Origin of the sequence: Martinezella lusitana, from assembly GCF_010668395.1 — a bacterium.
Lineage (GTDB): Bacteria > Pseudomonadota > Alphaproteobacteria > Rhizobiales > Rhizobiaceae > Rhizobium > Rhizobium lusitanum_A.
Genome location: NZ_WUEY01000014.1, coordinates 118,890 through 134,418, shown reverse-complemented (window position 1 = coordinate 134,418; position 15,529 = coordinate 118,890). Strand labels below are relative to the sequence as shown.

Genomic DNA, 15,529 nt, shown 5'->3' with positions numbered 1-15,529 from the left:
TGCCGATGACCATCGTTAGTGGACTTTATGACAATTACGACGACGCGCAAACGGCCGTGAAGGCCTTGGAAGATGCAGGCGTGCCTTCCGATCAGATCAGTATCGTCTCGCGCAAAGACGGTAAGGAAAAGGTCGAAGGGCAGGGCAACAATGCCGCCGAAGGTGCGGGAACAGGCGCTGGAATTGGTGTTGTCGCTGGTGGCGCTGGCGGCTTGCTGGCAGGGCTTGGCATGCTGGCTATCCCTGGCGTTGGCCCCGTGGTTGCAGCCGGTTGGCTTGCAGCGACAGCGGCTGGCGCCGTTGCAGGCGCCGTGGTCGGTGGCGCTGCAGGCGGGATCGTCGGCGCAATGATCTCATCCGGCGTTCCTGAAAAGGACGCCCACTTATATGCTGAAGCCTTGCGTCGTGGTGGCTCCGTCGTCATTGCAAAAGTGGCAGACGACAAGGTTGCGGCATCGCAGACGATCCTTAACGACGCACGAGCGGTCGATCTTGATGACCTTCGGGCCAAGTATAGTGCCGATGGATGGTTGCACTTCGACGATGCGGCCGATCCGTACACGTCCGATCAGATTGCCGCAGAGCGTGGGCGCGATCGGATAGATCCGCGCGCTTAAGCGACTTTAGAGGGCGGCTGCGAAGCTGCCCTCCGCTCAATCGATGGAAGCAGTTCATATTCGGTCGGCTCGCAAGGCTACAGAAGATCCATGTCCGTTTGTGGCGCCACCCGTCCGAACAAGCGATATTATGCCGAGCTTCGCAGCAGAATTCACCGAAACATAGGAATTTCCATTGAACGGTTGCTGCTTTCGGCCCAGAGCGATCAGACCCTTATGATAAGACGCAAATAGCGGACTTTCATCAAGCCAGAAAGTCCGCCATTCTAAGATTCAGAAGATTGGGCCAGAGCAGACGTGAGTCGGATTGACATGAACTGTTGAGTGTTTGCCAGAACGCGTCCGACGCAGAAGCAGATAGTCTCTGTCGTGCCTGATCCGTCCAGGGCTTATCCCTTGGCGGCTTTCTGCGCCGCCTCGAAGACTTCGCGTGCGGACGTCGTACCCGCGATGTGCTCCGTTTTCTCGGCTCCGAGATCCATCCATCCCGCATTTACGGCCTCATACATTTCTTCCGCAGGTCCCGTGTGGCCTTTGGGGATACCGAGCTGCTCGAACGCTTCCGCCCACCCCGCACGCGGGACTGCAAAGGCTTTCACGTCGAGCTTCAGGACTTCGCCCAATTGCTCGGCGACTTCATCCGCGCTGATCATCGAACCAAGCTCGATGACGCGCTGTCCTGACCAGGCTGCCCCGGTCAAAAGCGTTGCCACCTCCGCGCCGATGTCGCTCGTCGCGACCATGGTCGATTTCCGGTTTGTCGGATTATAGTAGACCGGTAGCATCCCACCTTGAGCGACCTGCAAGCCGTATAGGAAGTTTTCGAAGAAACCGCCCGCGCGCAGAAAGGTGACCGGAGATGTCAGATTGCGAAAACCTTGCTCCAGAAGCGAGAGCGCCGTGATCATCCCGAGCCCGCTGGTTCTGTTCGCACCCATCGACGAGAGCGCTATCACGCGCGGCGGCGCTGCCTCGGTGAGCGCTGCGACATAGTTCGCAATCACGCCCTTCGCTTCTTTATAGTCAGGCGAAGGTGCCCATACAGAAGGCAACATGACAAACGCACCTTCAACGCCTTTGAGCGCCTGCTCGATGGCTGCCGCGTCATTCCAATCGCCGTCCACCAATTCCACGCCCTGGTCCGCCCAGATAACCGCCTTTTCGCGACTACGGACCAATGCGCGGACTTTATTGCCTTGTGCCAACAGATGTTGTGCCGTTGCACCACCGACTTTTCCGGTAATTCCCATTACTAAAAACATGCGTTTTCTCCTGATTTTGAGGGACAGAACAATGCCGCTGTTCGTTCAATGGACGAGCGGCAAAATGGCCCGGATACGAGGATCGCGCAGATAGAGGCCGCCCCATGTCGTCGCGCCTAGAAGCAGGGAAATAAGTTCGGGCGGCGACCCCAGCTCACCGATGCGAATATGGGCGCAGATCGCGCCTCCCAGAAAGCCCGTCACCAGGATCGCCCCGAGGACGGCGGTCGCCGGAATGGCGTAAAGTATGGCACAGGCGAGTATGATTGGACCAACGACACGGGTCAGGCCCATCGCGAATCCGGCTTCCTGCAATATGCTGGCGATCTGTTCCGGCGCGAGAAGCTGAATAGCGCCGTCTGCCACCAGAGCGATAACGACGAATGCACTCATTATCCGGCCGGTCCACAGGGCGCGACGCAAGGGAATGGTTGCAGGCACCTGATTTAGATTCATAGTTTCGGACACTTGCTGTTCTCCGAAGGGTGGATCCCAATATTTGGAACTTACTGTGCCTCTCATGTGTGATAAATATCAAAGAAAAGAACTCATTGTTCTCCTAGGTGATAACAATATAGAGGCACGAAAATGCAGAATCTCGAGCCCGTCCTTATATTCGTGACGGTAGCGGAAATGGGGAGCTTCACCCGCGCAGCCGATAGCCTCGGCATACAAAAAGGGAGGGCCTCGATGGCGGTCCGGAAACTGGAAGAAGATGTCGGTGTCAGGCTCCTGCATCGGACGACGCGAAGTGTGCAGTTGACGGAGGACGGACGCGCATTTCACGCCCGTGCCCGCGATCTTCTTGCTGAAGTTGATGACCTGCACACGATGTTCGCAGACGACCGCGTGGCACTTCGCGGACGTCTACGAGTCGATCTTCCGACCGAGGTGGCGCGCACAACGATCGTGCCGGCATTGCCGGATTTCATGGCGGCTCACCCCGAGTTGGAGCTGGAGGTATCGAGTACGGATCGGCAAGTTGATCTGGTCCAAGAGGGGTTCGACTGTGTATTGCGGCTTGGCCCCATCAGGGACGAGACGCTGATTGCCCGCCCACTGGGTCTCTTACGCATGGTCAACGCTGCCAGTCCCGCCTATCTGGCGTGCTATGGCGTCCCTCGATCGCTGGAAGATCTCCAACGTCAGAAGCATAGGACAATTCATTTTTCGACGGCGCTGGGTGCAAGACCCTACGGATGGGAATATCCGGACGACGACCGCTATGCGACGCTTCAGTTGCCGGGTGCGCTACACGTTAACAGCGCGCAAACCTACGATGCCGCTGCCCTCGCTGGCCTTGGCCTGATTCAGGCGCCGCTCTTGGGAATTGGCCAATACTTGGAGAGTGGAGCGCTAGTGGAAGTTCTCCCCGGTTTTCGTCGCCGGGCGGTCGCCGTATCCCTCGTCGTAGCACATCGGAGCAATCTGTCGCGCCGTGTCCGGGCATTCATGAAATGGATCGAAGATGTGCTGACGCCGTATATGGAATAGATAGGCGCTTTCGAATCGAAGATCGGTATCCACGGCTATGGCTTCGTGCCGATGCGGGTCCCGGCGGATTTCGACTATTGGGGCCTATTTCATGCGGTCGATGAGCGCATACCTGTCGATTCCCTGGCTTTCGGGGCGCGCGTCTTCAAGCAGTGTAGCGGCGTCTTCCCTGGCTGGCCAATCCATATCACATGGGCGGCGATGGCGCTTTCGCTTATGGCCTGGGGGCCGGGAAAAGCGTCTGTCGATCATCTTCTGACAAAGTTTCTCACGGTATAGAATGGATCAACATCTCTCAGCACCTAATCGCTTCGACGCAAGAGTTCCATAATATACCTTATCTGATTTTGTCTTGTAGGGGGGTACATTCTATTTCCAAGTGCGACATGCCAGTAAATTCAATGGCTTCACTTTGGAGATTTTGGCATGTCGCTTTGCTATCAGCAGTTCACCCTCGCCGATCGTCGCCGTCTTTATCATCTCAGAGAGCGAAAGGTGCCAGTTGGCGAGATCGCCCGCCAGCTCGGACGTCATCGCTCAACGATCTATCGTGAGCTCAAGCGCAACACTTTCCACGATCGCGAGTTTCCCGAGTACACCGGCTACTTTGATACGATCGCCGATGACATCGCCAAGGAGCGGCGCCGAAGGCTGCGCAAGCTCAGGCGGCATCCAAGACTGCGCGAGCTGGTCATTGACCGCCTGAAGGCCTATTGGTCACCGGAACAGATTGCCGGTCGCCTTGCCGAAGACAGCGCAAACCCCGTTCGCATTTGCCCGGAGACCATCTATCGCTTTGTCTACTGCAAGGAGGATTATGGTCTGGGCCTCTATCGCTACCTGCCGGAGGCACGTCGCAAGCGTCGCCCTCGGGGCTCTCGCCGACCGCGCGGGAACGTCTTCCCGGCCGATTGCAGGATATCCCAAAGACCTGATTTTATTGGCAATCGGACCGAGTTCGGACATTGGGAAGGCGATCTGCTGATCTTCAAGCGGGAGCTTGGGCCGACCAATATCACCTCACTGGTTGAACGCAAGAGCCGCTATACGGTCATGCTCAAGAACAACAGTCGTCATTCGCGACCGATCATGGATAAGATCGTTCATGCTTTCTCGCTGTTGCCAGCGTTGGCGCGGCGGAGCTTTACCTTCGATCGCGGCACGGAGTTCAGCGGCTTCAGGGCTTTGGAGGAAGGCATCGGCGCCAGGAGCTGGTTCTGCGATCCAAGCGCGCCATGGCAAAAAGGCGCCGTTGAGAACACCAACAAACGCATCCGCCGCTTCATGCCTGGTGACACGGATCTTGCCAATGTCACCCAACAGCAACTGACCGACTTGGCGCATCATCTAAACTCACAGCCGCGCAAATGCCTCGGATATCGGACCCCCGCCGAAGCCTTTGCTGCCCATTTGCGCGAAGGTGGCTGATGCCCTACCCTCCAAGGCGGCCATGATGCACTTGGGTTAGCTTCTCCAGGGCTATTTAGTAATGCGACAGTTGGGCCAGTTAGAGATGCGACAGTCTCGCCTCTCGATGCGCTGGTCAATGCCAACGTCGGGAGCAAGGATGACGATCTTCAGCCTGGTCGAGACCAGGAGCGGTCGGAGTCGTCATGTCCTTTACGATCACCATGTCGCAGAAAGAATTGCATCGCCTCGAAGTCATTCAGAAGATCCGTGATCAGCGCCTGAGCGTCGTCCAGGCTGCCGAACTGCTTGGGCTCAGCCGAAGTCAGGTGCACAGACTGCTGCAGGCCTATGACCGGGATGGTCCGGCCGGTCTCGTTTCGAAGAAGCGATTGCGACCTAGCAATCGGCGCCACAGCGAGGAGTTTCGCAATACGGCGCTGGATCTCATCCGCGAGCGCTATCTGGATTTCGGTCCGACATTGGCGCGCGAGAAGCTGATCGAGTTGCACCGGATCTCGATGGCCAAAGAGACGCTGCGTCAATGGATGACGGAGGCCGGCATATGGGTTTCGCGACGCGAGCGTAAGAAGCGGGTTTTCCAGCCGCGTGGCCGGCGCGACTGCTTTGGTGAGCTCGTGCAGATCGATGGCTCGCATCACTGGTGGTTCGAGAACCGTGGGCCCAAATGCGCCCTGCTCGTCTATATCGATGACGCCACCGGCAAGCTCTTGCATCTACGGTTTGCCGGATCGGAGAACACATTCGACTATCTGCACGCGACCAAGGCCTATCTGCAACAATGGGGCAAGCCGCTGGCGTTCTACAGCGACAAGCATGGCGTTTTCCGCAGTACGCATGCGTCTGAGAAAGATCGGACGAGCGGCCTGACACAGTTCGGTCGGGCGCTTTATGAGCTGAACATCGACATTATCTGCGCCAACACCCCGCAGGCCAAAGGCCGTGTGGAGCGCGCCAATCAGACGCTGCAGGATCGCCTTGTGAAGGAATTACGGCTTCGCGGTATCGATACGATCGAGGCAGCCAATGTCTATGCGTCAGAATTTATTGCGGATTTCAACACTCGGTTCGGCAAGCCACCACGCAATCCGAAAGATATGCATCGGCCGCTGGCCGATCATGAGAACCTTGACGGCGCCATGTGCCGCAAGGAAGTCCGCACGCTGTCGCAGGCTCTGACGCTGCGTTACGACAAGGTTTTGTTCATTCTCGATCCGACTGACCTTTCCAGGTCCCTGGCGGGTAAGAAGGTCGTCGTCTGCGACTATCCGGATGGCCGTCTGGAGATCATGCACGAGAGCTTTGCCATGCTCTACAGAACCTTCGACAAGTTGCGATCGGTGCATCGGTCCGAAGTCGTTGAGAACAAGCGTTTGGACGACGTGTTGTCTGCTGTCGCCGAGTTGCAGGTTGGGCGCCAACAGCACCGTAGCAAGAGCGGCCCTCGCCGCACTGGCCAGACGGATCATATGTTTGGGATACCGGATGGCAGCACGAGCAATGGCTATCAGAAGCGCGGTCGCAAGCCCGGTCGGCAGACGGATTACATGAACGATCCGGAAGTCATTGCAAAAAGGCAGAAGGCCCTGGCACGGATGGAAGCAGCGGAATGAAGGGGGGGTGGCCATAGTCTCAAAGCTCACATGAGGAGATTGGCGTCAAGTCATAAGAAGCCTCCTGTCCTTGCCGTCGGATTCCATGGTCTGAGCCTTTTCGCGTGACGCGGCATTCCTTGCCGGTTCAAACTCACATACGGTCGCCGCACTCGCGGCCGCACCATCATTCCGCTTGCGTTGCGGTAAGGCTCAGGAGGACGGGACCATTCTAAAGCGCGGCGTTTGAAGCCATACTTTGAGCCGGTTCGCCCACCTGGATCCGCCAGGATTGATCAGTCCTGGAAGATTTCGAGATTGCTCAGATGGTGCGTTGCTTACGCCGCCTTCATCGCGGCTCCGTCGATTACCATGCCGAACTTGACGTACTTCCAGAGTGCGACGAGCAATTTCCTGGCGAGCGCGACAATGGTACTCTTCTTGTGACGTCCACCGTTAGACTGAACACGGTGAAAGAACCATTCGCTCAGCGCCGAGGATGGTTGATTGCGCAGCCACAGCCAGGCGAGCTGGATCATGGTAGTTCGCAGTCGTGGATTGCCTGCTTTCGACACCCCTTGTTCTCGGTCGATTGTCCCGCTTTGCCAGGGCGTCGGCGCCAAGCCTGCGTAGGCGGCGACCTGTCTACGATTGTCAAAATGCCGAGATAAACCCTCGGTCCAAAGTACAGCCGCAATCTCCGCTCCTACCCCCTTGATGGCGCATAGCATCGCGGCAGGCCGGGTGATTGTGGTGTTCTCAGCGGCTGCATTCACCAGTAGGTCACGCTCGCGCTCAACGACCGCTATATGATCGAGCAGAAGCTCCAAGCGGTCGAGTTCGCGGACAATCTGTGCCTTGAGATGAAGCGGCAAAGCCCGACCGTCGCCGGTTCGGAGTTCATCGAGTCGCATGCGCCTGTCCTTTCGCAGCGGTTGATATCCGCCAATGCCTTGCGCAAAGAGCAGACCCTTGATGCGGTTGACGTGCTCAACCCGCTCAGCAATCAGAACCCGCCGTTCACGACAAATGCGACGACGGTCTTCTTCTTGCGGGCTCGGGACCCTGATCATCGCGCAGACACGAGGCTCGCCACGCTTAAAGGCGAGCAGAGCACGTACCAGCGTCTCGCCATCGATCCTGTCGGTCTTGGCACGCCGACCGCGCCGTGATGCGGCAATTGACGCTGCGTCGACAATATGACTTTCGACGCCATGCTCCTGCAGAACCCGGTGAATCCAGAACCCATCGAGCCCTGCCTCCTGGATCGTAATGATTGGAACGACCCGGCCAATACGGCAGCGCACCTTCTCCTGAAGGTAGGCGAAGCGGGACAGCAGTTCGCCGACATCACCGCCCTGAACCGTATGCTTCGACATCCTCTCACCGCCGCCTGGCGACAATGACGTGACCAGCCACGTGGCCCGGCTCAACTCAAGGGACACAAATATTGCACCCAGATCCGTGCGGATCGCGGTCGTATTGTCGTAGTGGCTGTGGGAAGCTTGCATGGTCGTCTCCTAGAGGTTGATTGCATCTGTACAACCACACTCTCGCAGAGCGCTGGGCGCGGTTCACGCCTCATGGAATCTAAAGCCGAAGGGGTGCCCCTCACCCCCCCCCGCTCCGCCCTTTCAACCCAGCCCAGCCGGCCGGATCGGGGGCTGATCATCAGAGCCAGTGTCGCGTTTCTAACCGGCTGACAATGTCGCAGCACTAATCAGCTTTGACATTCTATTGCAGGGGGTGGGTTCAAGGATGAAGTGCGACTTATGAATGATTTCAATGGCTTAGATGACGAAAGCAGTGATGAAGCGGAAGAGGCTTAAGCATCATGAAGAATGCGATTGATGTATTGGACGAGTCGGGGTTGAGGACCGGTGAGGTGCTTTCTCGGTCGGACATCCATCGGCTGGGGAAGTTACATAGGGTTGTGCACCTATATTTATTCGACACGAAAGGTCGGTTACTTCTCCAGCGCCGCGCATCGACGGTGGATCACTTTCCGGATGCACTAACAATTTCCGTGCTGGGCCATGTGGATGCGGGAGAAAGCAGCATGGACACGGTCGAAAGAGAGCTGGAAGAGGAGCTTGGTCTTTCGCGCGAGAGAGTATCGACCCGCTTCTTATTCTCATACCGACGCGACGCGGTCCTGAGCGAAGAATACATTGATCGACAGTTTAACGATGTGTATGCGGCATGGGGAGATTTCGCGCTTTCGGATGTGGCGGTCGACACTGCGGAAGTGGCGGGCGTGTGCCTGGTCGAGTTTGCTGAATTCGTGGCGATGGCATCGGATCCGAGCAGCGCTCTTGCCGATGTCTATCGGGATGAAGCCAGGGATCTCGTATATTTCTTGGCAAAGCGGTTCGGAACAACGCCGCAATCGATTTGCGAAACGCACCTCCCCTCGTAAGCGGCCGCAAATAGTCACATGTGCGGTTTACATGGCCGCCGCAGTCGCTTACGGGAATGTCGATATTGTGGGTTCAGGGGCGAAGGATCATGTTGATCACGCAAAGCGACTACCATCGAATCTACCGGGTCATCAACAGCCTGCTGATCAACGAAAACGCCAATCCCGCTACGGCGTCGATGTATTTTAGCACCTTTGGTGCCTTCATCCTCGAACATCATTTCAAGGTGAATGCAAAGCCGAAAGGCGGTCTCGCCGCCTATAATCTTGAAGGAAAGCACATCCTTTTCGCAGACCAGCGCGACGATGGCTACGTCTCCGGCGCCGGTGAGAATTTCCACTGCTGGGTCGAAGCGGACGGTTGGGCAATCGACTTCATGACCCCCGCCTTCCCGGAGCGCGCGCCGGATCTGGTGATACCTTCAAGGATGTTTCAGCGTCCGCTTTCGTCCATGGCCCCGTCCATCAACGATCTCGGCCAATCCGGAGATTTCTTCTATCGTTCCGAGCCTGAGGCAACGAACCGTCGCTTTGCAGACTGGCGCAAGCATCCGATGATCGGAGATCTCGCCACCGTCGCCACGAACTGGTTTCGGAAGTCTCCCAAGAAAATGCAGGCATCAATTACCGTTCGGGACCAGGGCGGCAAAACCAACGTTGTGCCGCTTGTCGGCAATTCCCTCGTCGGCGCATGGTGATCTTCGAAAGCCCGTTTAAACCGAGGTGTAAGCCCGCGAAAGATCTCCTCGATACCGTATGAAGGCCTTGGGCGACGTCAGCGGTGCCCGTGGGGCAACGATTGCATTCAATTCCAGACCCATGACATCCAGGCAACAGTCGGTCATGTGATAGCAATTTGAGGCATTCAGAGATGGTCATCAAACACCGAAGCCGGTCTGCCTGGCAAATCCTTCTGCTACCCTTGCAGCTCGTCATAGCCGTGTTCGTGATTATCAGCGAGGTCGCCCGGCCGCTGTACCGGCCGTTCGTGACGTGGTTCTCCTCACTCTCCATCGTGCAGCACTTCGGCGAGTTTGTTGGTTCGTTGCCACGAGCTGTCATCCTCATATTGTTCGTCGTGCCGCTTGCGATTGCCGAGCCGCTGAAGATTTATGCCTTGTTCGTTATCGCCAGGGGCCACGTAATCTCCGGGCTCGTGATAATCGCATTGGCCTATCTGATGAGCTTCCTCTTGGTTGAACGCCTCTTCCACGCGGGTCGCGAGAAGCTGCTCACTTACGGCTGGCTCAAATGGATCATGGATCGCGTCGAGATTGTGCGAAGCTGGGTCTCCGAGATGAGACAAAGCCTCATCGCCTCGGTGCGCGGTTGGCTTGGGTACCCCGGAAACTAAGACGCCAAGGATAACTCAAAGCTTCGCTTCGATGCTTCCATCGGCACCTCGGTCTTCACGTTCAACACGCTCGCGATACCGGTCAGATGGTCGGCCGTGACGATGCGCAGCATCACACTCTCCCGTCGTCGGATGACATTCCATGACCTCGGGGGGCGCCGGACGGCCCTCCCCTATTCACGGCCGGCCGTTCCACTCATCCAAGGCCGGGGGCCGAGACCCTGATCGGGCCCAAGACTCGTATAGCCGCCATCGACGGCAATGTCGCAACCGGTGATGAAGCTTGCAAGGTCGGAGCACGCGAAGATGACAGCGTTGGCGACCTCCCGCCCTCGCCCGACGCGGCCGAGTGGATGCAGAACGGCCGCCCGCCGATCCGCGACCTCTATCGAGCCGGTCGAGGATTCGACGCTGGGCGACCAGGTCACGGCCGGCGAAACGGACAGGACGCGGATCTTCCGCCCGGCCAGCGTCACGGCCAGGTTCTTCGTAATCTGCAGCAAGGCTGCTTTCGAGGCCGGATAGAGCATCCGGTTGACCGCGCCCGACTTGCCTCCGATGCTGCCGATATTGACGATCACCCCTCCTTCGTCCGGCATGCAATCGGAAACTTTGGCGCTGATGATCGCGGCCCCGATCAGGTTCACGTTGAGGAGCCGGATCCAGTCCTGCCGCGTCGCCTGCAAGCCCGGATCGTCATACATGCAGGCGTTGTTGACCAGGCCATCGATCCTGCCGAACAGCCGGACTACCTCGCTTACGCATCGGTCGATCGCGTCGTCGTCCGACAGGTCGGCCTCGACAAAATGCGCGTCCGGCCCCAGGCGGCGCGCGAGTTCCTCGCCCTTTGGCCGCCCCCGCCCCACCAGAGCCACTTTCGCTCCCGCTTCCAGCAGGCATTCGGCAATATCCGCACCCAGCCCTTGAGTGGCACCCGTTACTATGAAACTGCGTCCATCGAGCCGGATCATTGGAAACCAGCCTTGATCAGATCGTCGACATCGGCCACCGCGCCGATCAGCCCGATATTGAACAGAGCCGCTTCGTGCACGTCGGCGTTGGCGGCCGAACAGGCATCCTGGGCAACCGTCACCACATATCCCATGTCGGCTGCGTGCCGGGCGGTGTGCTCGACACATGAGTTGGTTGCCACGCCCGCCAGGACGAGATGCGTCGCGCCAAGCTCGCGAAGGCGCATCTCAAGCGCAGAATCATAAAAGCCGTTGACGCGGTTATGGACCACGACAGCCTCGCGGCCGACGGGGCCGAGGCCCTTGAAAAATTCGGAGCCCCATTCACCCTCTATGACAGCGCCCTTGGCGACCACATTGCGGAATATAGGCGCGTTCTCCAAGAAGGATTTCGAGGTGGGTGGACGGGCGGTGCGGACGTGAACGACGGGAATGGATGCCGCCCGCGCGCCACCGAGCAACCGCTCCGCGGCCATAAGCACCTTGTCTCTGTTGGTCCCGCCTTCGCCAAAGCCAAGCCTTATCCTGCCATCGGGATGAAGGACATCGTTTTGATAGTGAAGAACGACCAGTACCGTGGCCTGAAGGAGTGGTGTCCGGTCGATCAAATGAAAACCTCCAGGGCGTTGTGAACGCCGTCGCAATTGATGAGGTCCACACGCTTCTGCATGATGCGCCATTCGTCTTCGATGAGAACGAGCGAATGTGTGTAGTGCCCGGCAAGCTGGCGCTGATCACGCCGCGCGCGCCATTCCGTCAGCTGGAAGGTCGAGCGGACGATCAGTTCGCCGGCGCTGCGCGATCCACGGACGATCATCACGTTTCCGACGATACGGGCGGTCCGGGTCACGGGCGATTGCGACCACGCGCGCACATGGTTCAGCCGCCGGCGCCTGACTTCACGCATCACGGCATCCTCGTAGAAGAGCGAGGCGTGGTTGAGCGCATCCGTCTGGTCATGAGCGAGTGGCACCCAATAGGTGCCGCCATCGGCAAAGAGGGCTTCCCACCTGTCCCATTCGCGATCGTCCAGAAGTGCGGCCTCGTGATAGAGATACTGCTCGATCTCGTGATGGAAGTCCGGCGTGGTGGACATGTCCACCGCCACTCCGGTTTTCTGGGTATTGGACGTTGTCATCCCCGGCTCCCCTATTCTGCTGCGGTTGCGGCGCGGCCATCACCGCCGCCCGGTGCTTGCATGTATTCGCGCCATGCGCGGAACTGGTTGCGCATCGGAAGCTCGGTCACGCCTTTACCGATGATCTCGTGATCGCCTTTAATGTCTCTGCCGTAGTTGCGGTGGTGGCTGATCCACTTGCCGCCATCGGAATGCATCCCTTCCTGGCAGCGGCGATAGAGATCGACGTCGTCCACCATGACCAATGAGGAGGGCGAGTTGACGATATTGGTGTAGCTGATGGTTCTCTGGAAGAACTCGTCATTGGTGCCCATCAGGCGGAATGTGAAGAACTCGATCATTGTGCGACCGACCGAGATCGGGCGAATGACGCGCATCTGCTGAAAGCCGACATGAGGCGAACAGCTTGGATAGAACACCGTATTGTGACGGTTCAGCTTGAGGATTTCTCCCGCGCGTTCCTTGCCATAGGCAGCGTCCAGTTGCTGGCGATACTCAAGCGAAATGCGGTCGCCCGGCGCATTGAAGATCGCGTCGAAGTAGCTGTGGCCATAGTCATAGCAGCGGAAATCGAGCGATTCCCAGAAGGCATTCGGCTCGCCGTTGCCCTCGATGATGTGCAGCTGGAACGGCGACTTTCCGCCGAAACGGCTCTGCGCCGTCTGCTTGGCGGCGGCCCATGACGACTCGTGCGTTGCGGGAGCGTGCGCGGTGTCATTCATGTTTTCCAGAAACAGTTTCCAGTTGTTTTCCTGCCAGACGCGCTGAACCCCGCCCGCAACCTGGACCTTTCCTTCCGGAGCGCGGTCGGCAAAGTTGTCGAGCGTGCTGATCGCGCCGCCGAGGAAGGTCTTCAGGTCCGGCCCTTCCCTGCTCAGACTGGCAAAGACGAAACCGCGATGAGATGCGACGCGAGCAACCGAAGACATCGAGAAGCTTTCGCCCTTCGGATCGAAACCGGTGCCCTCGTACCAGCTGCGGTGCGGGACGCCCAGCAGCGAACCATCCAGCTTGAAGGTCCAGGCATGATAGGGGCAGCGGAAGAGCGGCCCGGCGTTGCCGCAGCCTTCGGAAACGACTTTGGCGCCTTTATGCGGGCAGCGGTTGTGCAGGACATTGACCGCGCCCGACTTGTCACGGACCATGAGGACCGGATCCCGGCCGATCAGCGTGGTCCAGTAGTCGCCTGCGTTCGGAACCTGGCTTTCATGGCCGACATAGACCCATGCCCGCCCGAAAATCCGATCCATTTCGAGCTCGAAAATCTCCGGATCGGTATAGACGTCCTGATGAACGTGGTCTGGATGGACCAGGTCATTCAATCGTGCTTCGAATGGCTCTGTATGCATGGAATCCTCCTTTGTAGGACAGACGGGAAGAGCGACCGTGGAACTCCCCTCCCCGGAACTGGATTGCTGCGGATGCCGATTCATGCCGTCGCAAACGCAAGATCGGCTCACGCTTTTGCGGGAATTGCTCTAGGCGATATCCCGCAAGGCATTGGCGGGATCCGACACTGCCCGCGCGCTTACACGGACACCCGCTTCGATCAGCCGTTTGCCCTGCACGTAATCCTTCGCTGCATTGACGCAGTCCAAGGCGATGATCCTTCCCTGTTTCAGGTATGCCACGGAGAAGGAACGGGACGAGACATCGCCGCGCACGACCTCCTCGTCGTAGCCCCGCGACAAGCCGACCGTCTGAAGCCGAAGATCGTATTGGTTCGACCAGAACCACGGCACGGAACGGTAAGCCTCGGGCATACCGACGATCGCCTTGGCAGCGGTCATAGCCATGTCACTGGCGTTTTGAACCGATTCCAGGCGGATCTGCGCACCGTCGGCAAACGGATTGTTGTGAAGGGCGCAGTCGCCGACAGCATAGATGTCCGGCATGGTAGTCCGACAGAACTCATCGACGACAACGCCATTGCCATAGGCGTAGCTCGCACCGGCGGAAATCAATGCGTCGATGGATGGGGCGATGCCGATGCCGACGATCACCATCTGGCACGGGATTGTTTCTCCCGTACTGAGCCGTACGCCACACGCCCTGCCGCCGCTTTCCTCGATCGCTTCCACCGTTGCGCCGAAACGGATATCCACACCATGAGCGCGGTGCTGTGCTTCGTAGAAGCGCGAAATCACGGGACCGGCGACACGGGCCAGAACCCTGTCCTGCGCCTCGAGAACCGTCACTTTCTTGCCGAGTCCGGTTAGGACCGCGGCAGTTTCCAGGCCGATATAACCGCCGCCGACAACGGCCACATCTTCGACATCGCCAAGTTCCGCCTGGATCCTGTCGACATCGGCACGCGTGCGCACGCTGTGTACGCCTTCAAGGTCGCCGCCGGCACATCTGAGGCGGCGGGGCCGGCCGCCAGCCGCCCATATCAACGTGCCGTAGACGATCACGCTGCCGTCGTCGGCAATGATCTTCATGTCCGATGGATCGACCATGTCGACCTCGCGGCCCGTCAGCAGCGTGACATTCCGCTCCTCCCAGAAGCTCGCCGGGCGCAGCAGGATACGGTCGAAGGTCTTTTCCCGCGAAAGGTAATCCTTGGAAAGGGGCGGCCGTTCGTAGGGCAATTCCGGCTCGTCACCGATAATCGCGATCGATCCGTGGAACTTGAGCTGCCGCAGAGAAATCGCCGCCTGCGCCCCGGCATGGCCGCCGCCCACGATCAGAACGTCATAGCGCGTCTTTACATAGCCAAAAGTGTCGTCCGGCATGGTCTAGTCCTCTGGCGCCACGGCGATCTTCAGGCCGTTCAGTTCGTCGCTGAAGCGTATCTGGCACGCCAACCGGGAAGACAGGGTTCGATGATCGGAGGCATCGAGCAAAGCGTCTTCATCGACACCCATCGCAGGCAAGCGTCCCCAATCCGCATCGTCGACATAGATGTGACAGGTCGAACAGGAACAGCATCCGCCGCAAACAGCGAGTATTTCCTCGACGCCACTATCCCTCACGATCTCCATCAGGCTGCGGTTCGCGAAATTTTCTCTTGCGATTTCATGTTCCTGTCCCGCTCGATCCTTGACTATGAGTTTCAGCATGATCCGCCATCTTCGTTACGTTCATCGCTTTCATTCGATACGGCCTCTGCGCGGCATTCGTCGCAACCGACCCGAATGAAGGAAATGTCTGGTACTTCGTCAAAAACAGCGCGATAGCGACGGCATGGCCGACGCCGATGGCGCGGTGGCGACGCGCCGTCCGGTCGCCACCGTTCACCAGCCCCTGCTTAT

At 58.5% G+C, this 15,529-nt stretch carries 16 protein-coding genes and 1 pseudogene; 7 read left to right on the top strand and 10 right to left on the bottom strand.

Annotated elements, in window-relative coordinates:
- Positions 1-5: 5 nt before the first annotated feature.
- Positions 6-617, top strand: a complete 612-nt coding sequence (locus GR212_RS25370; protein ID WP_163990734.1) for a general stress protein — start codon at positions 6-8, stop codon at positions 615-617.
- Positions 618-1,006: 389 nt separating this feature from the next.
- On the opposite strand, the gene GR212_RS25365 is transcribed toward GR212_RS25370, so the two are convergent.
- On the bottom strand, positions 1,007-1,879 hold the full coding sequence (locus tag GR212_RS25365) for an NmrA family NAD(P)-binding protein (RefSeq protein ID WP_163990732.1): 873 nt from the start codon (positions 1,877-1,879) through the stop codon (positions 1,007-1,009).
- 45 nt (positions 1,880-1,924) lie between these two features.
- Complete coding sequence (locus GR212_RS25360; protein WP_163990730.1) at positions 1,925-2,347, bottom strand: DoxX family protein; 423 nt, start codon at positions 2,345-2,347, stop codon at positions 1,925-1,927.
- 120 nt (positions 2,348-2,467) lie between these two features.
- Between GR212_RS25360 and GR212_RS25355 the strand changes: the two genes are divergently transcribed.
- From GR212_RS25355 to GR212_RS25345, 3 genes are all read left to right on the top strand, one after another.
- On the top strand, positions 2,468-3,373 hold the full coding sequence (locus tag GR212_RS25355) for a LysR family transcriptional regulator (protein ID WP_163990728.1): 906 nt from the start codon (positions 2,468-2,470) through the stop codon (positions 3,371-3,373).
- Positions 3,374-3,799: 426 nt separating this feature from the next.
- Positions 3,800-4,801, top strand: coding sequence for an IS30 family transposase (locus tag GR212_RS25350; RefSeq protein ID WP_163990726.1), 1,002 nt, complete (start codon positions 3,800-3,802; stop codon positions 4,799-4,801).
- A 185-nt stretch (positions 4,802-4,986) separates the two neighbouring features.
- A complete protein-coding gene (locus GR212_RS25345) occupies positions 4,987-6,414 on the top strand; it encodes an ISNCY family transposase (protein ID WP_163990724.1) in 1,428 nt (475 codons plus the stop codon).
- Positions 6,415-6,731: 317 nt separating this feature from the next.
- Here GR212_RS25345 and GR212_RS25340 read toward each other — a convergent pair whose 3' ends face one another.
- Positions 6,732-7,904, bottom strand: a complete 1,173-nt coding sequence (locus GR212_RS25340) for an IS110 family transposase (RefSeq protein WP_163990722.1) — start codon at positions 7,902-7,904, stop codon at positions 6,732-6,734.
- Positions 7,905-8,227: 323 nt separating this feature from the next.
- Here GR212_RS25340 and GR212_RS25335 point away from each other — a divergent pair, with 323 nt between their 5' ends.
- The 3 genes from GR212_RS25335 (at position 8,228) to GR212_RS25325 (ending at position 10,166) form a co-directional block, all read left to right on the top strand.
- The gene (locus tag GR212_RS25335) at positions 8,228-8,812 is read left to right on the top strand and encodes an NUDIX hydrolase (protein WP_163990720.1); all 585 of its coding nucleotides are present in this window, start codon (positions 8,228-8,230) and stop codon (positions 8,810-8,812) included.
- 89 nt (positions 8,813-8,901) lie between these two features.
- Positions 8,902-9,510 carry a DUF2026 domain-containing protein gene (locus tag GR212_RS25330; RefSeq protein WP_163990718.1) on the top strand — a complete coding sequence of 203 codons (609 nt, stop codon included), beginning with the start codon at positions 8,902-8,904 and terminating at the stop codon, positions 9,508-9,510.
- 173 nt (positions 9,511-9,683) lie between these two features.
- Complete coding sequence (locus GR212_RS25325) at positions 9,684-10,166, top strand: hypothetical protein (protein ID WP_163990716.1); 483 nt, start codon at positions 9,684-9,686, stop codon at positions 10,164-10,166.
- Here GR212_RS25325 and GR212_RS25320 read toward each other — a convergent pair.
- The 7 genes and pseudogenes from GR212_RS25320 to GR212_RS25290 form a co-directional block, all read right to left on the bottom strand.
- Positions 10,163-10,319 (bottom strand): annotated as a pseudogene (locus GR212_RS25320) (Lrp/AsnC family transcriptional regulator); the annotation flags it as partial. The gene GR212_RS25325 and the pseudogene GR212_RS25320 overlap by 4 nt on opposite strands.
- Positions 10,320-10,339: 20 nt before the next feature.
- Positions 10,340-11,137, bottom strand: a complete 798-nt coding sequence (locus GR212_RS25315) for an SDR family oxidoreductase (protein ID WP_163990714.1) — start codon at positions 11,135-11,137, stop codon at positions 10,340-10,342.
- A complete protein-coding gene (locus GR212_RS25310; protein ID WP_204326748.1) occupies positions 11,134-11,745 on the bottom strand; it encodes a cysteine hydrolase family protein in 612 nt (203 codons plus the stop codon). Before GR212_RS25310 ends, GR212_RS25315 begins: the two co-directional genes overlap by 4 nt.
- The gene (locus tag GR212_RS25305) at positions 11,742-12,275 is read right to left on the bottom strand and encodes an aromatic-ring-hydroxylating dioxygenase subunit beta (RefSeq protein WP_204326747.1); all 534 of its coding nucleotides are present in this window, start codon (positions 12,273-12,275) and stop codon (positions 11,742-11,744) included. Before GR212_RS25305 ends, GR212_RS25310 begins: the two co-directional genes overlap by 4 nt.
- 11 nt (positions 12,276-12,286) lie before the next feature.
- Entirely contained in the window at positions 12,287-13,624 is a 1,338-nt protein-coding gene (locus GR212_RS25300) for an aromatic ring-hydroxylating dioxygenase subunit alpha (RefSeq protein WP_163990710.1), read from the bottom strand.
- A 129-nt stretch (positions 13,625-13,753) separates the two neighbouring features.
- Positions 13,754-15,010 (bottom strand): NAD(P)/FAD-dependent oxidoreductase, encoded by a 1,257-nt coding sequence (locus GR212_RS25295; protein WP_163990708.1) that lies wholly within the window; start codon positions 15,008-15,010, stop codon positions 13,754-13,756.
- Positions 15,011-15,013: 3 nt separating this feature from the next.
- The gene (locus GR212_RS25290) at positions 15,014-15,337 is read right to left on the bottom strand and encodes a 2Fe-2S iron-sulfur cluster-binding protein (RefSeq protein ID WP_163990706.1); all 324 of its coding nucleotides are present in this window, start codon (positions 15,335-15,337) and stop codon (positions 15,014-15,016) included.
- Positions 15,338-15,529 lie beyond the last annotated feature (192 nt).